Annotated in this window: 17 protein-coding genes and 1 pseudogene; 13 read left to right on the forward strand and 5 right to left on the reverse strand. The window is 69.5% G+C overall.

Going from position 1 to position 19,248, the window contains the following annotated elements; translation table 11 throughout:
* Window positions 1–91: 91 nt before the first annotated feature.
* From CBM2586_RS06620 to CBM2586_RS06635, 4 genes and pseudogenes are all read left to right on the forward strand, one after another.
* Window positions 92–481: a hypothetical protein gene (locus CBM2586_RS06620; protein WP_115687066.1), complete on the forward strand. Its 390-nt coding sequence runs from the start codon at window positions 92–94 to the stop codon at window positions 479–481.
* 123 nt (window positions 482–604) lie between these two features.
* Window positions 605–1,692 (forward strand): annotated as a pseudogene (locus CBM2586_RS06625) (alpha/beta fold hydrolase).
* A 170-nt stretch (window positions 1,693–1,862) separates the two neighbouring features.
* Window positions 1,863–2,303 carry an Hsp20/alpha crystallin family protein gene (locus CBM2586_RS06630; protein ID WP_115662329.1) on the forward strand — a complete coding sequence of 147 codons (441 nt, stop codon included), beginning with the start codon at window positions 1,863–1,865 and terminating at the stop codon, window positions 2,301–2,303.
* A 15-nt stretch (window positions 2,304–2,318) separates the two neighbouring features.
* Window positions 2,319–2,741 (forward strand): Hsp20/alpha crystallin family protein, encoded by a 423-nt coding sequence (locus CBM2586_RS06635; RefSeq protein WP_115662328.1) that lies wholly within the window; start codon window positions 2,319–2,321, stop codon window positions 2,739–2,741.
* 63 nt (window positions 2,742–2,804) lie between these two features.
* On the opposite strand, the gene CBM2586_RS06640 is transcribed toward CBM2586_RS06635, so the two are convergent.
* Complete coding sequence (locus CBM2586_RS06640; RefSeq protein WP_115687067.1) at window positions 2,805–3,860, reverse strand: bifunctional UDP-4-keto-pentose/UDP-xylose synthase; 1,056 nt, start codon at window positions 3,858–3,860, stop codon at window positions 2,805–2,807.
* A gap of 3 nt (window positions 3,861–3,863) precedes the next feature.
* Window positions 3,864–5,645: an ArnT family glycosyltransferase gene (locus tag CBM2586_RS06645; RefSeq protein WP_115687068.1), complete on the reverse strand. Its 1,782-nt coding sequence runs from the start codon at window positions 5,643–5,645 to the stop codon at window positions 3,864–3,866.
* Here CBM2586_RS06645 and CBM2586_RS06650 point away from each other — a divergent pair.
* From CBM2586_RS06650 to CBM2586_RS06660, 3 genes are all read left to right on the forward strand, one after another.
* The gene (locus CBM2586_RS06650) at window positions 5,644–5,808 is read left to right on the forward strand and encodes a hypothetical protein (RefSeq protein WP_172587063.1); all 165 of its coding nucleotides are present in this window, start codon (window positions 5,644–5,646) and stop codon (window positions 5,806–5,808) included. The genes CBM2586_RS06645 and CBM2586_RS06650 overlap by 2 nt on opposite strands.
* Before the next feature lie 72 nt (window positions 5,809–5,880).
* A complete protein-coding gene (locus CBM2586_RS06655) occupies window positions 5,881–6,552 on the forward strand; it encodes a response regulator (RefSeq protein WP_115687069.1) in 672 nt (223 codons plus the stop codon).
* Entirely contained in the window at window positions 6,549–7,913 is a 1,365-nt protein-coding gene (locus CBM2586_RS06660) for an ATP-binding protein (RefSeq protein WP_115687070.1), read from the forward strand. Before CBM2586_RS06655 ends, CBM2586_RS06660 begins: the two co-directional genes overlap by 4 nt.
* A 56-nt stretch (window positions 7,914–7,969) precedes the next feature.
* Here CBM2586_RS06660 and CBM2586_RS06665 read toward each other — a convergent pair whose 3' ends face one another.
* Window positions 7,970–10,318, reverse strand: a complete 2,349-nt coding sequence (locus CBM2586_RS06665; protein ID WP_115687071.1) for a Tex family protein — start codon at window positions 10,316–10,318, stop codon at window positions 7,970–7,972.
* Between the two features lie 166 nt (window positions 10,319–10,484).
* Here CBM2586_RS06665 and CBM2586_RS06670 point away from each other — a divergent pair, with 166 nt between their 5' ends.
* The 3 genes from CBM2586_RS06670 to CBM2586_RS06680 all read left to right on the forward strand — a co-directional run bounded on the left by CBM2586_RS06670 (window position 10,485) and on the right by CBM2586_RS06680 (window position 13,763).
* A complete protein-coding gene (locus CBM2586_RS06670) occupies window positions 10,485–11,279 on the forward strand; it encodes a hypothetical protein (protein WP_115662322.1) in 795 nt (264 codons plus the stop codon).
* Window positions 11,280–11,312: 33 nt separating this feature from the next.
* Window positions 11,313–11,516 (forward strand): DUF465 domain-containing protein, encoded by a 204-nt coding sequence (locus tag CBM2586_RS06675; protein WP_018004489.1) that lies wholly within the window; start codon window positions 11,313–11,315, stop codon window positions 11,514–11,516.
* Window positions 11,517–11,603: 87 nt separating this feature from the next.
* Complete coding sequence (locus tag CBM2586_RS06680; protein WP_115687072.1) at window positions 11,604–13,763, forward strand: ATP-dependent DNA helicase; 2,160 nt, start codon at window positions 11,604–11,606, stop codon at window positions 13,761–13,763.
* Window positions 13,764–13,843: 80 nt separating this feature from the next.
* Here the strand turns inward: CBM2586_RS06680 and CBM2586_RS06685 are convergent, their stop codons facing one another.
* The gene (locus tag CBM2586_RS06685; protein ID WP_115662320.1) at window positions 13,844–14,674 is read right to left on the reverse strand and encodes an outer membrane protein assembly factor BamD; all 831 of its coding nucleotides are present in this window, start codon (window positions 14,672–14,674) and stop codon (window positions 13,844–13,846) included.
* Window positions 14,675–14,691: 17 nt separating this feature from the next.
* Between CBM2586_RS06685 and CBM2586_RS06690 the strand changes: the two genes are divergently transcribed.
* Both CBM2586_RS06690 and pgeF read left to right on the forward strand, forming a co-directional pair.
* Complete coding sequence (locus CBM2586_RS06690; RefSeq protein WP_115687073.1) at window positions 14,692–15,945, forward strand: RluA family pseudouridine synthase; 1,254 nt, start codon at window positions 14,692–14,694, stop codon at window positions 15,943–15,945.
* Window positions 15,929–16,732, forward strand: a complete 804-nt coding sequence (gene pgeF / locus CBM2586_RS06695; protein WP_115687074.1) for a peptidoglycan editing factor PgeF — start codon at window positions 15,929–15,931, stop codon at window positions 16,730–16,732. The genes CBM2586_RS06690 and pgeF overlap by 17 nt, the downstream gene beginning before the upstream one ends.
* Window positions 16,733–16,743: 11 nt before the next feature.
* On the opposite strand, the gene CBM2586_RS06700 is transcribed toward pgeF, so the two are convergent.
* The gene (locus tag CBM2586_RS06700; RefSeq protein ID WP_115687075.1) at window positions 16,744–16,971 is read right to left on the reverse strand and encodes a hypothetical protein; all 228 of its coding nucleotides are present in this window, start codon (window positions 16,969–16,971) and stop codon (window positions 16,744–16,746) included.
* A gap of 447 nt (window positions 16,972–17,418) precedes the next feature.
* Between CBM2586_RS06700 and phaC the strand changes: the two genes are divergently transcribed.
* Complete coding sequence (gene phaC, locus CBM2586_RS06705) at window positions 17,419–19,200, forward strand: class I poly(R)-hydroxyalkanoic acid synthase (RefSeq protein ID WP_115687076.1); 1,782 nt, start codon at window positions 17,419–17,421, stop codon at window positions 19,198–19,200.
* Window positions 19,201–19,248: the final 48 nt, after the last annotated feature.

Here is a 19,248-nt window from a genome sequence, read left to right on the forward strand (position 1 = left end):
CCCGTGCAGCCGCGCTGTTGGTCGTCGATCGCCTGGATGACGGCATGGCCGGGTCAGACTTGCCGCCGGCTTGCCGTAGTTGGAGATTGCAATGCACAGGAATTTTGCCCCCATCCTCGTTGCCACGGCCGCACTCGCCGCGGGCTTGAGCCAGCCGGCCCAGGCCGGTGCCTATGGCGAAGCGCTGGCCGCCGCCATGCCGCGCCACGCCGCCCAGCGCGATGCGTTTGCCGAGGGCGCGCGCAGTCCGGGCGCAGACAGCGCGCTGCTGCCCGTGGTGGCGCGCGGCAATCTTTCCGTGTGCCGGGTGCGCGGCTTCGAGGCGAGCCAGGACGGGATGCGCAAGCCGGACCCCTATACCGACGGCGCGCGCATGGGCCGCTTCGATGTCTTTACCGAGGGCGCGCGTGCCGGCTCGCGCAACCCCTATGCCGACGGCGCACGCAGCGATGCGCGTGGCAGCGGAGAATGCCTGTCCTGAACCCGCGGCGGCGCTTTTGCGCCGCCGGTCCTTTGCCTAAGCTAGGGAAGTCACGCGGCGCGCCCGCATGGCAGCCGCGGCCCGCGGCTGCCGGCCGGCAGTTCCAGCCCGCGCGGCCTCGACATGCCGATGTTCAAGCAGCAGATCCGCCTGTGCACCAGCCGCGATGGCGTGCGGCTGGCCTATGCCATCACCGGCAGCGGCGCGCCGCTGGTGAAGGCGGCCAACTGGATGAGCCATCTGGAGTTCGACGTCGGCAGCCCGGTGTGGAGCCACATGATCACGGCGCTGTCGGACACGCATACCCTGATCCGCTATGACGAGCGTGGCTGCGGTCTCTCCGACCGCGATATCGAGGACCTGTCCTTCGAGGCCTGGCTGCGCGATCTCGAAACCATCGTCGACGCCACCGGCGTGGACCATTTCCCGCTGCTGGGTATCTCGCAGGGCGCATCGATCGCCGTGGCTTACGCGGTCGCGCATCCGCAGCGCGTCAGCCACCTCGTGCTGCACGGCGGCTATGCGCGCGGGCGCCTGAAGCGCGACCACCTCAGCCAGCGCCTGCGGGAAGAAGCCGAGCTGATGAACAAGCTGGCCGAGCTGGGCTGGGGCCAGGAGAACCCGCCTTCCGCCAGTTTTTCACCACCCAGTTCATCCCCGGCGGCAGCGCCGAGCAGCATGCCTGGTTCAACGAACTCGAGCGGGTGTCGACCTCGCCGCTGAATGCCGCGCGCTTCATGCGCGTGTTCAACGACATCGACGTGGTGGCGCTGCTGCCGCGCGTGTCGTGCCCGACGCTGGTGCTGCACGCGGTGCGCGATGCGCGCGTGCCGTTCGATGAAGGCCGCCTGATTGCCAGCGAGATTCCGGGGGCGCGCTTCGTGCCGCTGGAAAGCGGCAACCACCTGCTGCTGGAGGACGAGCCGGCATGGCGCCGCTGGCTCGACGAGGTGCGTGCGTTCCTGCCGTCGGCGCAGCCGGCGCGCTCTGCCGGGTTCGCCGCGTTCACCGCGCTGACGCGCCGCGAGCGCGATATCGTCGAGCTGATCGCGCAGGGGCGCGACAACGCGCAGATCGCTGCGCACCTGGACCTGTGCGAGAAGACCGTGCGCAACCATATCACCAGCATCTTCGCCAAGCTGGAAGTGGAAAACCGCGGCCAGGCCATCGTGCTGGCGCGCAAGGCCGGCTTCGATCGCGCCGGTGCCTGAGGCGCCCGGCGATACCACCCCCCTCTTGAAATCCTCCGGCCCGGGCACTAATTAAGGATTGCCCAGCCGCTGCAGCAACGCGCTGTGGCTTCCCCGCCAGCCGGCGTGGCCGGCGGCCGGGAACTTTGGCGTCAGTGCGCCTCCCCGCTGCACAGAAGGAGGATCCAACCATGAGTGACTTCATTTTCGGGACTGACCTGTTCAGTGAATTCGACCGGATGCAACGGCAGATGGCCAGCGTGTTCGGCGGCTTTCCGTCCAGCCTGCGCTCCGGGCGTTTTGGTGCGTTTCCGCCGCTCAATATCGGCACCACCGACGACTCCATCGAGATCGTGGTGTTTGCCCCGGGCCTCAAGGCGGAGCAGTTCGACGTATCGGTCGACAAGGGCCTGCTGACCATCAGCGGCGAGCGCGCCGCGACGCAGCCCGAGGGCGACGCCGAGGCGCGGCCCTACGCGCAGGAACGCTTTGCCGGCAGCTTCCGCCGTGTGATCGAGCTGCCGCAGGCGGCCGATCCCGACAAGGTGCAGGCACGCTATGCCAACGGCTGCCTGTCGATCAGCGTCGGCAAGCGCGAGGCCTCGCGCCCGCGTGCCATCACCGTCAGCTAATGTGAGGAGATTGCCATGACCGAATCGAATCAAGTCGCCCAGCGCGACCAGGCCAGTGCGGCCGGGCAGGGCGGTGCCGTGGCGCAGCGCCGCGACGAGGCGCCGGCGATGACGCTGATCCCCGCCGTCGACATCTTCGAGACCGCCGCCGGCGTTACGCTGTGGGCGGACCTGCCGGGGGTGCCGCGCGAGAAACTGGAGGTCAACGTCCACGACAGCAGCCTGCGCATCGAAGGCGAGGCGGTGCTGCCGATGCCGGCCGGCCTGCGCGTGCAGCATGCCGAGGTGCGCCAGCCGCGCTATGCGCGCACCTTTACGCTGAGCCCGGATCTCGACGCGTCCGGGATCGAGGCCAACCTGCAGGATGGCGTGCTCAAGCTGACCATCCCGCGCCGCGATGAAGCGCGGCCGCGCCGGATCGAGGTCTCGGTGGGCTAAGCGTGCCCGATGCAAGACGGCGGTGCCATGGCACCGCCGTCTTGCTTTGCACGCGCGGCGGGCTCAGCCCTGGTTGACCAGCACGCGGGCGTCGCTCACATGCCCGCGGTACGCCTCGAAGATGCGCCGCAGCGCCGCTTCCATGCCGATCTCCGGGCGCCAGCCCAGGTCCTCGATGGTGTTGTCGATCTTCGGCACGCGGTGCTGCACGTCCTGGTAACCCTTGCCGTAGAAGTCGCCCGACGAGGTCTCGACGATGCGGGTGTGGCGCGCTTCCTGCGCGTATTCCGGGTAGTCGGCGGCCATCTTCAGCATCATCTCGGCGAGCTCGCGCACCGAATGGATATTGCCCGGGTTGCCGATGTTGTAGATCTTGCCGCTGGCCACGCCGCCGGGATTCTCGATGATGCGCATCAGCGCGCTGATGCCGTCGGCGATGTCGGCGAAGGCGCGTTGCTGCGCGCCGCCGTCGACCAGCCTGATCGGCTCGCCGCGCACGATATGGCCGAGGAACTGCGTCACCACGCGCGACGAGCCTTCCTTCGATTCGAAGATCGAGTCCAGCCCCGCGCCGATCCAGTTGAAGGGGCGGAACAGCGTGTAGTTCAGGCCCTGCTCCATGCCATAGGCGTGGATCACGCGGTCCATCAGCTGCTTGGAGCAGGCGTAGATCCAGCGCGGCTTGTTGATCGGGCCGTAGACCAGCGGCGAGGCGTCGGGGTCGAATTCATCGTCGCCGCACATGCCGTAGACCTCGGAGGTCGACGGGAACACCAGGTGCTTGCCGTACTTGACCGCGGCGCGCACGATCGGCAGGTTGGCCTCGAAGTCCAGCTCGAACACGCGCAGCGGCTGGCGCACGTAGGTGGCCGGGGTGGCGATGGCGACCAGCGGCAGCACCACGTCGCACTTGCGGATGTTGTACTCGATCCACTCCTTGTTGATGGTGATGTCGCCTTCGAAGAAGTGCATGCGCGGGTGCTCGACGAGGTCGCCCAGGCGATCGGTGTTCATGTCCATGCCGTAGACCTCCCACGGCGTGGTTTCCAGGATGCGGCGCGTCAGGTGGTGGCCGATGAAGCCGTTGACGCCGAGAATCAGTACTTTCTTGACTTGCATGCGTTAAGGAGTGGCAGGGGAATCGGGAACCGGCCGGCGCGCCTGGCGCTCGCCGGCGAAGGCAAAGTTGGACACCGCGACGCGGCGCCAGTCACGCGCGATGACATGCATCGGCACGCGCGCGCTCAGCTCGGCATACGCTTGCGGTGACAGCAGCGCGACGGCGCGCGGGCCGTGCTGCCAGGCCTCGACGAAGGCATCGACGGTGGGCAGCCAGTGGTGCGGCTCCTGCGCGGCGCCGAAGGCCAGCTCGTCGGCCTGCGCCACCATGGTGAGCGGATGGCGCAGGTAGAACGGCAGCGTGTGGTCGAGCATGCCGACGCCGTACAGCGGCATGCCGGGCTGCAGCACGCGCTCGATCGGCGCGGCCAGGTCGATGCCGGAAGCCGGGCGGCCGATCGCTTCGTGGCCGAGCAGCGCGACGGAAAATGCCAGCAGCATGCCGAACGCATAGCCCGCGACACTGGCCATGCGGCCGTGGCGCCGAAGCAGCCACCAGGCCGCCGCGGCGCTTGCCATCACCAGCGCGAAAGCGAGCGCTGCCCAGCTCGCGTAGTTGCGGTACAGCGCATTGGGCGTGTTGTTGGCATCCAGGGTGGCCACCAGCGGGCTCGCCAGCAGGCCGATGGCGCCCAGCACCAGCATGGCGCGCACTTGCCGGGTCCAGGCCTGCGCGCCGGTGTGCGCCAGCGCCACGCCGCCCAGGATGCCGAGCGCGGGGAACATCGGCACGATGTAGCCCGGCAGCTTCGAACCCGACAGGCTGAAGAACACAAGGATGGCCAGCGCCCATACGCCCGCCATCAGCGCGGGCTGGAACGGCGGGTTGGGGCCGGCTGCGGGCGCCACCCCGGCGCGCTGCATGACGGCGCGCACCATGCCCGGCAGCAGGCCCAGCCATGGCAGGAAGCCGCCGGCCAGCAGCGGCACGAAGTACCACGGCGCGCCGGTGCGCGCGTGCACGGTCGAGGTATAGCGCTGCCAGTGCTCATGGACAAAGAAGAAGCGCAGGAATTCCGGGTTGCGCCGCGCCACCAGCCAGTACCACGGCAGCGCCACCAGCAGCATCAGCGCGAGCCCGGCCGGCGCATGCAGGCGCCGCCACAGGGGCAGGTCGCGCGTCACGGCGGTGTAAAGCACCAGCACCAGCCCGGGCAGCGCCACGCCCACCAGTCCCTTGGTCAGCACCGCCACGCCCATGGCCGCCCAGCACGCCAGCATCCAGCCGCGGCGCGCGGCCGGCGTCGCCGCCGGATGTTGCGCCAGCAGCAGGCTGGCCAGCACGCAGGCCATGGCACCGGACAAGGTCATGTCGAGCGTGTTGAAATGCGCCGCGACATTCCACATCGGCGCACTGGCCAGCACCAGCCCGGCCATCAGCCCGGCGCGCCCGCCGAACCAGCGCGCCGCCGCCAGCATCGATACCGCCAGCCCGGCCGCGCCCGCCAGCGCCACGCACAGCCGCGCCTGCCAGTCGCCAATGCCGAACAGCGCATACGACACCGCCGTCATCCACATGTGGAACGGCGGTTTCTCAAAGTACTTCAGGCCGTCGTAGCGGATCGTGACCCAGTCGCCGCTGCTCAGCATCTCGCGCGCGATCTCGGCATAGCGGCCTTCGTCGGGGCCCAGCAGGTGGCGCATGCCGAGCGTGCCGAACCACAGCAGCGCAAAGGCCAGCACCACCAGCGCCGGTGCCAGCGCCGGCACGCCGGCGGCGCGCGGGGCAGCCCTGGCGGCGATAGGCCCGGGCTCGACGGTAAGGCGATCGAAACGGTGGGGCATGCAGGAATGGCTCGGCGTGCGGGTGGCAATGTGGCGCAGCAAGCGCCGGCAGGCCGACGCGCAGGATCAGGCCATGTCCACGCCGGCGCGCCGCGCCGCGTTGTACGGTGAGGTAGCTGAAACGTGTGCGGAGGATAATCGGCGAACCTTAACGGCACATTAAGCCGCCGCGCGGCTTTCTGTCCTTTCCTTTTGTCCTGTAGGCTGCGGTGAATTCTCCAGGCCACTCCTGAGCATGAGACTCCTGATCGTTGAAGACGACCCGATGCTGGGTGATGGCCTGCGGCGCGGCCTGCAACTGCTCGACTACGCGGTCGACTGGTTCCGCAACGGCACTGACGCCGACCACGCCCTCGGCCTGGCCCACTACGATGCCGTGGTGCTGGACCTGGGCCTGCCCGGCGCCGACGGCATGACACTGCTGGCGCGCTGGCGCGCGCGCGGCAGCCGCATCCCGGTGATCGTGCTGACCGCGCGCGATGCCGTCGACAGCCGCATCGGCGGCCTCGATGCCGGTGCCGACGACTACCTGGTCAAGCCGGTCGCGCTCGACGAGCTGGCGGCTCGGCTGCGCGCGGTCACGCGCCGCGCGGCGGGCATGTCCGCGCCGGTGTGGCGGCACGGCGCGCTGACCTTCCACCCGGCCGCGCGCCAGGCGTACTGGCAGGGCAAGCCGGTCGAGCTGACGAGCCGCGAAGCCATGCTGCTGGAACTGCTGCTGGCGCATCCCAACCGTCTGCTGACGCGCGAGGTGCTGCGCGACAAGCTCTATGACTGGCAGGGCGGAATCGAGAGCAACGCGCTCGAAGTCCATATCCACCACCTGCGCCGCAAGATCCATCCGAAGATCGTGCGCACTTTTCGCGGCGCCGGCTACACGCTGGGCGCGGCCGAGGACTGCGCATGACGCTGCAGCGCAGGCTGGTGCTGGCGGTGCTGGTGGCCGCGCCGGTGGTATGGCTGTTGACGCTGGGCATGACCTACGTGCGCGCCCGGCACGAGATCAACGAACTCTACGACACCGACATGGTGCGCATGGCGCTGCAGATGCAGTCGGTGGTGCCGCTGGTCGACATCCGCGCCGGCATGTCGCGTGCGCGCGCGCCGCGGCTCGACCAGGGCGATTTGGGCGATCAGGGCGATGCCGGCCTGGGCGACCTCGCCATCGCTGCGTGGCTGCCCGACGGCAAGCCGCTGCATATCGATCCCGACGGCGACAGGCTGCCGCGCGCCGAAGGCGTCAAGGGCTTTACCGACGTCACGCTCGAGCGCCAGCGCTGGCGGCTCTATTACCTTGACGATCCCGATACCGGCTGGCGCGTGTGCGTGGGCCAGCAACTGGGCGAGCGCGATGAGCTGATCCTGTCCTACATCGCCGCGCAGGTGCTGCCGTGGGCGGTCGGCCTGCCGCTGCTGATCGGCCTGCTGATCGGCTTCATGCGGCGCGCCATGGCGCCGGTGCGCACGTTGTCAGCGGATATCGAAGCGCGCGCCGCGGACGATCGCCGTCCGCTCAGCCTGGATGCCGTGCCCGGCGAACTGGTGCCGCTGGTGCACGCGATGAACCGGCTGCTGGCGCGCGTGTCCGATTCGATCGAGCACGAGCGGCGCCTGACCGCCGATGCCGCGCACGAGATGCGCACGCCGCTGGCCGCGCTCAAGGCCCAATGGGAAATCGCCGAACGCTCGCCCGACCGCGACGAACGCGCGCTGGCGCGGGCCAATGTCGCCGCCGGCATCGACCGCATCGGCCGGCTGGTGTCGCAGCTGCTGACGCTGAGCCGGCTCGAGGATGCCGCCGGGCTGCCGTCGCGCCAGCCGGTCAACTGGGTGCCGGTGGCGCAGCAGGCGCTGTCCGACTGCCTGGCGCTGGCGCAGCAGAAGCAGGTCGACGTGGAACTGGCCTGGCCGCCGTCGGGCCAGGCGCCGTTGCCGGTGGCGGGCGACCCCGCGCTGCTGTCGCTGCTGCTGCGCAACCTGCTCGACAACGCGATCCGCTACAGCCCGCCGGGCGCGCTGGTGCTGGTCGAGTTCCGGCCCGACAGCATCACCGTGCGCGACCAGGGCCCCGGGGTCGCGCCGGAACTGCTGGCGCGCCTGGGCGACCGCTTCTTCCGCGGCGGCCAGGGGCAGCGCGAGCAGGGCCACGGCCTGGGCATTTCCATCGCGCAACGCGTGGCGCGGCTGCACGGACTGCACATGGCGTTCGCCAACCGCACCGATGGCGCCGGCACCGGGCTGGCGGTGCGGCTCGCGCACGGCGGCTGAAGCGAGCACGCCCCGCACGGTTTCCCGCGCGGGCGTGGTGCCGGGGGCTGGCGCGGTCAGCGCTTGAGCTTGGCGAAGGCGGCGGCCATGGCGCCGGCCGGCTCCGGCTCGCGGCGCCCGCCGCCGAAGCCCTTGCCGCCGCCATTGCGCTGGCCGCCGCGCTCGCCGCCACCCGCGCGCGCCGCGGCCTGGCCGGGCTCGTCGTCCAGCCGCATCGACAGGCCGATGCGGTTGCGCTTGACGTCGACCTCCATCACCTTGACCTTGACGATCTGGCCGGCCTTGACCACTTCATGCGCGTCCTTGACGAACTTGTTCGACAGCGCCGAGATATGCACCAGGCCGTCCTGGTGCACGCCGATATCGACAAACGCGCCGAACGCGGCCACGTTGGTGACCACGCCTTCGAGCACCATGCCGGGCTGCAGGTCCTTGACGTCCTCCACGCCTTCCTGGAAGGTCGCGGTCTTGAACTCGGGGCGGGGGTCGCGGCCCGGCTTCTCCAGTTCGGACAGGATGTCGCGCACGGTGGGCAGGCCGAACGATTCGTCGGTGAATTTCTCGGGCGAGAGGCCGCGCAGCGCCTCGCGGTTGCCCATCACATCGCACAGGCCCTTCTTGACGTGGTCGAGGATGCGCTGCACCACCGGATACGCTTCCGGGTGCACCGACGAGCGGTCGAGCGGATTGTCGCCGTCGTTGATGCGCAGGAAGCCGGCGGCCTGCTCGAAGGTCTTGTCGCCCAGGCGCGGCACCTGCTTCAGCGCATTGCGGTTGGCGAAGGCGCCGTTGGCGTCGCGGAACTCGACGATATTGCGCGCCAGCACCGAATTCAGGCCCGACACGCGCGCCAGCAGCGGCGCCGAGGCGGTGTTGACGTCGACGCCCACGGCGTTGACGCAGTCCTCGACCACCGCGTCGAGCGCGCGCGCCAGCTCGCGCTGGTTGACGTCGTGCTGGTACTGGCCCACGCCGATCGACTTGGGATCGATCTTGACCAGCTCTGCGAGCGGATCCTGCAGCCGGCGCGCGATCGACACCGCCCCGCGCAGCGACACATCCAGGTCCGGGAATTCCTTGGCGGCCAGCTCGGACGCCGAGTACACCGAGGCGCCGGCTTCGCTGACCACGATCTTGGTCAGCCTGAGCTCGGGCATCTGCTTCATCAGGTCCTGCACCAGCTTGTCGGTCTCGCGGCTGGCGGTGCCGTTGCCGATCGAGACCAGCGCCACGTTGTGCTGCCTGGCCAGGCGTGCCAGCGCGGCGAGCGAGCCGTTCCAGTCGCGGCGCGGCTCGTGCGGATAGATGGTGGCGGTCTCCAGCAGCTTGCCGGTGCTGTCCACCACCGCCACCTTGCAGCCGGTGCGGATGCCCGGATCGATGCCCATCACCGCCTTGGGGCCGGCCGGAGCCGCCAGCAGCAGCTCGTGCAGGTTGCGGCCGAACACCTTGATGGCCTCGCCCTCGGCGGTCTCGCGCAGCTGCGTCAGCAGCTCGGTCTCCAGGTGCGGCTGCACCTTGACGCGCCAGCACCAGCGGCACACGTCGCCGAGCCACTTGTCGGCGGGGCGGCCCAGCTGCTGGATGCCGACATGGCGCGCGATCATGCCTTCGCACGGGTGCGGCACCAGTGCGTCCTGCTCTTCGCCCAGGCCGAGCTTGACCATCAGCACGCCGGCATTGCGGCCGCGGAACAGCGCCAGCGCGCGATGCGACGGCACCGTGCGCAGGGTCTCGCTGTAGTTGTAGTAGTCGCGGAACTTCTCTTCCTCCGCGGTTTCCTTGCCTTCCATCACCGACGAGGCGACCACGCCGTGGTTCCACAGGTGCTCGCGCAGCTTGCCCAGCAGTTCGGCGGTTTCGCCGAACTGCTCCGACAGGATGTCGCGCGCGCCATCCAGCGCCGCCTTGAGGTCAGGCACGCCGCCGTCGGCGGTGGGGTTGCCGTTGACGTACTTCGCCGCTTCGGCCTGCGGGTCGAGCGTGGGGTCGGCCAGCAAGGCCAGCGCCAGCGGCTCCAGCCCGCATTCGCGCGCGATCTGGGCGCGGGTTCGGCGCTTGGGCTTGTAGGGCAGGTAGAGGTCTTCCAGCGCCTGCTTGGTCTGTGCGGCTTCGATCGCGGCCTGCAGCTCGGGCGTGAGCTTGCCTTGCTCCTCGATCGACGCCAGGATCGCGGCGCGGCGGTCTTCCATGTCGCGCAGGTACAGCAGGCGCTCTTCCAGGTTGCGCAGCTGCGTGTCGTCGAGGTTGCCGGTCACTTCCTTGCGGTAGCGGGCGATGAAGGGAACGGTGGCGCCTTCATCGAGCAGCGCTACGGCCGCGGCCACCTGGCGGGGCTGCACGGACAGTTCGGCCGCGATAAGCGCGACGATCTTTTGCGAGACGGATGCGGGCAGGTTGGACATCGTGGAACGCAGCGTGAGACGCAGTCAGTCGAAAGCGGGGCATTTTGCCACAAGCGCGCGGGCGTCCGGCGCGCCCGGCGGCCCGGCGCGCGCGGGAGGCGTTGCGTGCACGTACGCCAGGGCCGGGGCACGGGCCGCAGCGGGGCCCGGATGCTAGAATCCGGACATGATCGTCAAGTCCCGCCCGGCCGCCGCCAAGGCCATCCTCCCGGCCATGCCAACCTTCGCCAACGTGCCCGATGTCTTCCAGATCCGCCGCGGTGCCCTGGCCGCCCTGGCGGTGGCGGTGTGTGCCGCGCTGATGCCGCTGCGCGCGGCGCGGGCGCAGGCCTCGGCGCCGGCCGCCGGCCCCGCGCCCGCCGCCGCGCGCGACTTTGCCGCCGAGCGCAAGGCCATCGGCGATTCGCGCGCGTGGACCAACTACCGCTTTGCCGCCGCCGAGCGCGAGTGCTACAGCAAGTTCTTCGTCACCCGCTGCATCGACAACGCCAAGGAAATCCAGCGCGAGGAGCTGCAGGTGCTGCGCAAGCGCGAGCTGGAAGTGGGCGAGGCCGAGCGTGCCCACCGCGCCGCCGACCGCGACCGCGAGCAGGCCCTGCGCCGCGCCGAGTTCGAGGCCAGCCAGCCGCAGCGTGCGGCCAGCGAACAGTCCAGCCGCGAGGCGTTCGGGAAAAAGCAGCAGGAACAGCAACTGCGCGACGCGCAGCGCCAGGCCGAGGCTCCACAGCGTGCCGCCAATGCCCAGGCCTATGACAAGAAGCAGTCCGACTTCGATGCCCGCATGCGCGAGGCGCAGCAGAAGGGTGCGGAACAGGCCCGCCAGCGCGAGGAGAACGTGAAGGCATACGATGCCAAGCAGCGCGACCTCGAGCAGCGCCAGAAGGCGCTGGAAGAGCGGCGCGCCAAGGCCAGGGAGCAGCAACAGGGCCCGGCGTCGGCGCCGCGTCCGTTCGGCTTCTGAGCCCCCGGCACAGTGATGGCAGCGGAGGCATAGATGGACAGCAACCTCAATACCCTGGAACGGCGCATCATGGAGTTGCAGATCGAGCACCGCGATCTCGATTTCCTGATCGACCGGCTGGCCGGCGATGTGGTCCATGACGAATTGCAGCTGCGCCGGCTGAAGAAGCGCCGGCTCAAGCTGAAGGACGCCATCACGCTGCTGCAGCTTCAGCTCGAACCCGACGTGCCGGCCTGAGCGCCGTCGCGCCCGGGCCCCGGCAATTGCCGCGAGCGCCGGCAATCGCGGCCGGCCCGCCCGCAGCCCATACAACCTTCCCCTGCCTTGTCCGATCTTCCCGATTCCCCGCAGTTGTCACTGGACAGCGACCCAAGCGACGCCGCGGCGCCCGCCCATGCCGCGCAGGCCGATGCCGCCGCCAGCCGCGGCGCCGAGCTTGCCACCCTCTTCGCCGATACCGGCACCCTGGCCCAGGCCATCCCAGGCTATCGCCCGCGCGCATCGCAGCACAAGATGGCCGAGGCCGTCGCGGGCGCGATCGCGCAGAATGATTCCGTTATCGTCGAGGCCGGCACCGGCACCGGCAAGACCTACGCCTACCTGGTGCCCGCGATGCTGTGGGGTGGCAAGGTGATCCTGTCCACCGGCACCAAGAACCTGCAGGACCAGCTGTTCCTGCGCGACATCCCCACCGTGCGCCACGCGCTCAATGTGCCGGTCTCGGTGGCGCTGCTCAAGGGCCGCGCCAACTATGTCTGCCACTACCACCTGGAACGCGCGCAGGCCGGCGGGCGCCTGGCCTCGCGCCAGGATGCGGCGTGGCTGCGCGAGATCGGGCGCTTTATCAAGGAGACATCGACCGGCGACAAGGCGGAGCTGGCGTCGGTGCCCGAGAACGCCCCGGTGTGGTCGATGGTGACCTCCACCCGCGACAACTGCCTCGGCTCGGAATGCCCGTATTACAAGGACTGCTTCGTGATGCGCGCGCGCAAGGAAGCGCAGCAGGCCGACGTGGTGGTGGTCAACCACCATTTGTTCTTTGCCGATGTGGTGCTGCGTGACACCGGCATGGCCGAGCTGCTGCCCGCCGCCAATACCGTGATCTTCGACGAAGCGCACCAGCTGCCCGAGACCGCCACGCTGTTCTTCGGTGAGACCCTGTCGACCAGCCAGCTGCTGGAGATCGCGCGCGATACCGTGGCCGAGGGCCTGTCGCATGCGCGCGATGCGGTCGACTGGGTGGCGCTGGCCGCTCCGCTGGAGCGCGCCGCGCGCGACCTGCGGCTGGCCTTCAGCAAGGACAACGCGCGCCTGGCGCTGGGCCAGATCGAGGCCGACCGCCGCATCGCCGAGCCCTTCAACGAGACCCTGGATGCGCTCGACGCGGCGCTGTCGGACTTCGTCGAGATGCTCGAAAGCCAGGCCGAGCGCGCGGAATCGCTGCAGCAATGCCATCGCCGCGCGCTCGAGCTGGCCAACAAGCTGGCCGCCTGGCGCAGCGAGGCCCCGGCCGCGCCGCCACCGCAGCCAACCGAGGGCGAGGAGCAGGGCGAGCCCGCGGCCGCCGCCGGTCCCGAAACCGTGCGCTGGGTCGAGGTGTTCTCGCACACCGTGCAGCTGCACCGCACCCCGCTGTCGATCGCGCCGATCTTCACGCGCCAGCGCGGCGGCCAGCCGCGCGCGTGGGTCTTCACCTCGGCGACGCTGTCGGTGAAGGGCAATTTCACCCATTACGCCGCGCAGCTCGGGCTCGACAAGGACCGCTCGCTGACGCTGCCGAGCCCATTCGATTACGCGACGCAGGGCCTGCTCTACGTGCCGCGCGACATGCCCGCGCCGCAGTCGCCGCAGTTCACCGACGCGGTGGTGCAGGCCGCGCTGCCGCTGATCGAGGCGGCCGGCGGGCGCACCTTCCTGCTGTGCACTACGCTGCGTGCGGTGCAGCGGGCCTCGGACCTGCTCTACGATGCCTTTGCCGAGCGCGGCCTGAACCTGCCGCTGCTGGTGCAGGGGCAGGCCAGCCGCACCGAGCTGCTGGAGCGTTTCCGCGAGCTGGGCAATGCGGTGCTGGTCGGCAGCCAGAGCTTCTGGGAAGGCGTGGACGTGCGCGGCGAGGCGCTGTCGCTGGTGATCATCGACAAGCTGCCGTTCGCGCCGCCCGACGATCCGGTGCTGGCCGCGCGCATGGAAGTGCTGCAGAAGAAGGGCCTGAGCCCGTTTGCGGTGCACCAGCTGCCGCATGCGGTGATCACGCTCAAGCAGGGGGCGGGGCGGCTGATCCGTTCCGAATCGGATCGCGGCGTGCTGGCGATCTTCGATACCCGCCTGGTCGAGAAGCCCTACGGGCGCCAGATCTGGCAGAGCCTGCCGCCATTCACGCGCACGCGCGAGGCGGCCACGGCGGTGCGTTTCCTGGAGTCATTGCGCGGTGCGCCCGCCGCGCAGCCGGCCGAAGCCAGTGCCGGGGATGCGGCCGCCGACTGAACGCGGCGAAGCGCGGCAAAAGAAAAACGGGACGGTCATCCGACACGTCCCGTTTTTTTATCGCTGCCGGCGCTGCGGCGTCAGAACACTTCCCACCAGGACTTGTCCTTGCGGCGTGCGCCGTACTTGATGAAGTCGCTCTCCGGGAAGTTCTTCTCCATCACGCGCGCGGTGTCGTCGCGCAGGTCCTTCATGCCCATCGCGTCGTACGAGCGGATCATGATGTACAGCGCCTCTTCGTTGGCCGGCGCCCCGTCGTAGTCCTTCAGCGACTGCTGGGCGCGGTTGACCGCGGCGAGGTAGGCGCCGCGCCGGAAGTAGTAGCGCGCGGCGTGCACTTCATGCTGCGCCAGCGAGTTGACGATGTACTGCATGCGCAGCGTGGCGTCCGGCGTGTACTTGCTTTCCGGGTAGCGCGTGATCAGCGTATGGAAGGCATCGTAGGCGGCGCGCGCGGCCTTGGGATCGCGCTCGCTCAGGTCCTGCCCCGAGAAGCGGCCGAGCCAGCCGAGATTGTCGTTGAAGTTGATCAGCCCCTTGAGGTAGTAGGCGTAATCGATGGTGGGGTGGTTCGGGTGCAGCTGGATGAAGCGGTCCACCGCCGCCAGCGCGGCCGCGGTCTCGCCGTCCTTGTAGTTGGCGTAGGCGGTGTCGATCTGCGCCTGCTGCGCATAGCGCCCGAACGGGTAGCGGCCCTCGAGCTTTTCATACAGCTTGACGGCGCGGGTGTAGTCGCCGCCATCCAGGGCATCCTTGGCTTCCGAATATAATTTGTTGGCCGACCAGCCGGCAGTCTCGTCGGGCTGGTCCGCGAGCAGGCCGCATGCCGACAGCATGACGCAGCCGCCTGCGAGCAGAATCGCTCCAATTGTCGTGCGCCAACGCGCGCGTTTCATGCTCTGCAATTGCATGGGCAATCGTATCCCGGATGAAGAAAAATAGCGTCAAGCATTATAGCCCAAGCCCCCAGCCCAACCCGCAAGCCGGCGATGGCGTGGGAGGACTGCCACCCGAACGGGTGCGCGCCGCCGCGGTGGTGGCCGATTTCGAGGCCGGCGCGGAAGAATTCGATGATGCCGCCGACGCCCCGGCGGCCGCTGCCGACCCGGCCGTGACCCTGTCGCTGGAGGTGGACAGCGCCTCGCATGGCGAGCGTCTCGATAAATTGCTGGCGCGTCACTTCAGCGAATTTTCGCGCAGCCGCCTGCAGCAGTGGATCGAAAGCGGCGCGGTGCGCGTCGACGGCCAGGTGCGCCGTCCGCGCGACGCGGTGCAGATGGGCAACCGGATCGAGGTCCGGCCGCAGGCCGCGCCGGAATCGTCGGCCTTTGCCCCCGAAGACGTGCCGCTCGACGTGGTCTACGAGGACGGCACCCTGCTGGTGATCAACAAGCCCGCCGGGCTGGTGGTGCATCCGGCCGCCGGCAACTGGAGCGGCACCGTGCTCAATGGCCTGCTGCACCGCGACTCCGGCGCCGCGTCGCTGCCGCGCGCGGGCATCGTGCACCGGCTCGACAAGGAGACCTCCGGGCTGATGGTGGTGGCGCGCACGCTGACGGCGCAGACCGACCTGGTGCGGCAGCTGCAGGCGCGCACGGTCAAGCGCACCTATATCGCGCTGGTCTGGGGCCGCACCTATGACGAAGGCACCATCGACGCGCCGATCGGCCGCGACCCGCGCGAGCGCACCCGCATGGCGATCGTGCAGACCGCCAGCGGCAAGCCGTCGCGCACGCATTTCCGCACGCTCGCCACGGTGCCGCTGGGGCGGGGCTTCGTGTCGATGGTGATGTGCAAGCTCGAGACCGGCCGCACCCACCAGATCCGCGTGCATTTCGAATCGATCGGGCATCCGCTGGTGGGCGACCCGGTCTATTTCCGCGCCACCCAGCGCGGCCAGCGTCCCGCCATCCGCGTGCCGCTGCCGGTGCCCTACGCGCGCCAGGCGCTGCATGCGTACAAGCTCGGCCTGGTGCATCCGGCCACCGGCAAGCACATGTCATGGACCGCGCAGCCGCCCGAGGACCTGCAGGCGCTGATCGATGCGCTCGACTTCGAGAGCGCGCAGGCCGACGACGAAGACGAGGCCTGGGACGAAGTGTGGGAAGGGGGCGAAGCCCACTGGGAATACGCCGGCGATGATGACGATGACGACGGTGACGACGATGAGCGCGACGCCTGATCCCGCGTGGCTGGTGCCGGACTGGCCGGCGCCGGCGCGCGTGCGCGCGCTGTCGACCACGCGCCAGGGTGGGGTCAGCCAGGGGCCGTACGGGCTGGCCGGCGGCCTGCCGGGCGGCCTGAACCTGGGCACCCATGTGGGCGACGACGCGGCCGCCGTGGCACGCAATCGCGCGCGGCTGGCCGCCTGCCTGCCGTCGATGCCGCAATGGCTGGAACAGGTGCATGGCTGCGCGGTCGCGACGGTCGACCATGTGGCCGCACCGGGCGATGCCGTGCCGCGGGCCGATGCGAGCCTGGCGCTCACGCCGGGCCATGTCTGCGCCGTGATGACCGCCGACTGCCTGCCGGTGCTGCTGTGCGATGCGCACGCAACGGTGGTGGGGGCCGCGCATGCGGGCTGGCGCGGCCTGTGCAGCGGCGTGATCGAGGCCACGCTGGCGCGGATGCAGGCGGCCGCCGGCGGCGCTGCCATGCGCTGGCTGGCATGGCTGGGCCCGGCGATCGGCCCCGAGGCCTTCGAGGTCGGTGCCGAAGTGCGCGCGGCGTTTCTCGCGCAGGCACGCCCGGGCGAGCAGGCCGCGGTGGCCGCGGCGTTCCGCGCCGGGGCCCCTGGCAAGTACTTTGCCGACATCTATGCGCTGGCGCGAACGCGCCTGGCACGCGCCGGCTGCGTCGACGTCCACGGCGGCGCTGCCTGCACCGTTGCCGATGCCGAACGCTTCTACTCTTACCGGCGCGACGGCGTGACCGGCCGCATGGCCAGCCTGGTCTGGCTGGCCGACTGAGCGGCGCCGCCTTACTCGTCCGCGGGCCGGGCCGCCTCGCCCGCCGGGGCGCTTTTCTCCGGCGCGCGTTCGGCCTCGGCCTTGCGCCGGCGCCGGCCGGGCGTGCCCATGATGTAGAGCACCAGCGCCACCGGCGCGACCCCATACATCAGGAAGGTGGCGACCCCCGCCACCACGTTGTGCTCGGTGATCGCCATCATCAGCGCCACGTAGAGCCAGCCAATGGCCACGATGTACATCAGAATTTCATCCTTCTCGACTATGCTCGATGGCCTCGGCAGGTGCGTGGGCTGCATTACCGTCCGGTAGGTCGGGCAGCGCGCGGCGCCGGGGCGGATTTCCGCATTGACAGCGTGCGCGTTGCAAGGCAACAATGACCTCGAATGTCTCGGAATCGCTGACGATTCCCAGGTTTTTCCGGCAAGCATAACGCATGGCGCTGGCAACCGAGGAGCCGCGCCCGCCGGATAAAAGGGAGCCGCTATCGGGAATCGATGCAAGCCCTGGCCGCAGGTTGTGCGGGCAGGGTTCCAGCCCAGTTCCAGGGCAGATGTGCCGGCTGACCCTCCCGCTGAGGGGCGGGCCGCAGCCGGGTCCATTCGGATAGCATCTCCCCATGCAGAGTGCCGGCCAGGGCAATGCCCGAAGCCGGTTCGAATAGTGACGGCAGAGAGACAAAACTGATCATGGCGACCGGCAAAGGTGCGGCAGCTTCCACGCAGGAAGGCAAGTCCCAACCATCCAAGTTCACGCCGGGGCCATTCGATCCAGCCACCTGGCTGGAATGGTCCCGCCAGTGGCAGGGCACTGAAGGCAACGGCCACGCGGCCGCATCCGGCATGATGGCCGGCATCCCGGGCCTGGATGCGCTGGCAGGCGTCAAGATTGCGCCGGCCCAGCTGGCCGACATCCAGCAGCGCTACATGAAGGACTTCGCGGCGCTGTGGCAGGCGCTGGCCGAGGGCAAGCCCGACGGCACCGGCCCGCTGCACGACCGGCGCTTTGCCGGCGAGGCCTGGCGCAACAATGTGCCTTACCGCTACGCCGCCGCTTTCTACCTGCTCAACGCGCGCGCGCTGACCGAGCTGGCCGATGCCGTCGAGGGCGATGCCAAGACCCGCCAGCGCATCCGCTTTGCGATCTCGCAGTGGGTCGATGCGATGTCGCCCGCCAACTTCCTGGTCACCAATCCGGAAGCGCAGCGCCTGCTGATCGAATCGGGCGGCAAATCGCTGCGCGCCGGCGTGCGCAACATGATGGAAGACCTGACGCGCGGCAAGATCTCGCAGACCGACGAGACCGCGTTCGAAGTGGGACGCAATGTCGCGGTGACCGAAGGCGCGGTGGTCTACGAGAACGAATACTTCCAGCTGCTGCAGTACAAGCCGCTCACCGACAAGGTTTACGCACGGCCGCTGCTGCTGGTGCCGCCGTGCATCAACAAGTACTACATCCTTGATCTGCAGCCGGAAAGCTCGCTGGTGCGGCATGCGGTGGAGCAGGGCCATACGGTGTTTCTGGTGTCGTGGCGCAATCCCGACGCCAGCATGGCGTCGCGCACCTGGGACGACTACATCGAGAACGCCGCCATCCGCGCCATCGAAGTCGCGCGCGATATCAGCGGCGAGGACCAGATCAACGTGCTCGGCTTCTGCGTCGGCGGCACCATCATTTCGACCGCGCTCGCGGTGCTGGCCGCGCGCGGTCAGCATCCGGCGGCCAGCCTGACGCTGCTGACCACGCTGCTGGACTTTGCCGACACCGGCATCCTCGACGTCTTCGTCGACGAGGGCCACGTGCAGTTGCGCGAAGCCACGCTGGGCGGCGGTGCCGGCGCGCCGTGCGCGCTGCTGCGCGGGCTGGAGCTGGCCAACACCTTCTCGTTCCTGCGCCCGAACGACCTGGTGTGGAACTACGTGGTCGACAACTACCTGAAGGGCAATACCCCGGTGCCGTTCGACCTGCTGTTCTGGAATGGCGACGCGACCAACCTGCCGGGGCCGTGGTACTGCTGGTACCTGCGCCACACCTACCTGCAGAACGAGCTCAAGGTGCCGGGCAAGCTGACTGTATGCGATGCGCCGGTGGACCTGGGCAGCATCGACGTGCCGACCTATCTCTACGGCTCGCGCGAGGACCATATCGTGCCGTGGACCGCGGCCTATGCCTCGACCGCGCTGCTGAAGAACAAGCTGCGCTTCGTCCTGGGCGCGTCCGGCCATATCGCCGGCGTGATCAATCCGCCGGCCAAGAAAAAGCGCAGCCACTGGACCAACGACGCTTTGCCGGCGTCGCCGCAGCAATGGCTGGCCGGCGCCACCGAGCATCCCGGCAGCTGGTGGCCGGACTGGTCGGCATGGCTGGCCAGCCATGCAGGCGCCAAGCGCGCCGCGCCTGCGCAGTACGGCAACGCGCGCTATCCTGCGATCGAACCCGCGCCTGGGCGCTACGTCAAGGCCAAGGCCTGATGCCCGCGCGACGCCGGCGTGCGCCCAGCGCGAGCGCCGGCGGAGTGC

The sequence above is a fragment of the Cupriavidus taiwanensis genome, from assembly GCF_900250115.1.
GTDB classification, from domain to species: Bacteria; Pseudomonadota; Gammaproteobacteria; order Burkholderiales; family Burkholderiaceae; genus Cupriavidus; species Cupriavidus taiwanensis_B.

Coding starts and splice junctions, on each gene's coding strand:
- CBM2586_RS06620 (WP_115687066.1), top strand. CDS start 92: ATGCACAGGAATTTTGCCCCCATCCTCGTTGCCACGGCCGCACTCGCC.
- CBM2586_RS06630 (WP_115662329.1), top strand. CDS start 1,863: ATGAGTGACTTCATTTTCGGGACTGACCTGTTCAGTGAATTCGACCGG.
- CBM2586_RS06635 (WP_115662328.1), top strand. CDS start 2,319: ATGACCGAATCGAATCAAGTCGCCCAGCGCGACCAGGCCAGTGCGGCC.
- CBM2586_RS06640 (WP_115687067.1), bottom strand. CDS start 3,860: ATGCAAGTCAAGAAAGTACTGATTCTCGGCGTCAACGGCTTCATCGGC.
- CBM2586_RS06650 (WP_172587063.1), top strand. CDS start 5,644: ATGCAGGAATGGCTCGGCGTGCGGGTGGCAATGTGGCGCAGCAAGCGC.
- CBM2586_RS06645 (WP_115687068.1), bottom strand. CDS start 5,645: ATGCCCCACCGTTTCGATCGCCTTACCGTCGAGCCCGGGCCTATCGCC.
- CBM2586_RS06655 (WP_115687069.1), top strand. CDS start 5,881: ATGAGACTCCTGATCGTTGAAGACGACCCGATGCTGGGTGATGGCCTG.
- CBM2586_RS06660 (WP_115687070.1), top strand. CDS start 6,549: ATGACGCTGCAGCGCAGGCTGGTGCTGGCGGTGCTGGTGGCCGCGCCG.
- CBM2586_RS06665 (WP_115687071.1), bottom strand. CDS start 10,318: ATGTCCAACCTGCCCGCATCCGTCTCGCAAAAGATCGTCGCGCTTATC.
- CBM2586_RS06670 (WP_115662322.1), top strand. CDS start 10,485: ATGATCGTCAAGTCCCGCCCGGCCGCCGCCAAGGCCATCCTCCCGGCC.
- CBM2586_RS06675 (WP_018004489.1), top strand. CDS start 11,313: ATGGACAGCAACCTCAATACCCTGGAACGGCGCATCATGGAGTTGCAG.
- CBM2586_RS06685 (WP_115662320.1), bottom strand. CDS start 14,674: ATGCAATTGCAGAGCATGAAACGCGCGCGTTGGCGCACGACAATTGGA.
- CBM2586_RS06690 (WP_115687073.1), top strand. CDS start 14,692: ATGAAGAAAAATAGCGTCAAGCATTATAGCCCAAGCCCCCAGCCCAAC.
- pgeF (WP_115687074.1), top strand. CDS start 15,929: ATGAGCGCGACGCCTGATCCCGCGTGGCTGGTGCCGGACTGGCCGGCG.
- CBM2586_RS06700 (WP_115687075.1), bottom strand. CDS start 16,971: ATGTACATCGTGGCCATTGGCTGGCTCTACGTGGCGCTGATGATGGCG.
- phaC (WP_115687076.1), top strand. CDS start 17,419: ATGGCGACCGGCAAAGGTGCGGCAGCTTCCACGCAGGAAGGCAAGTCC.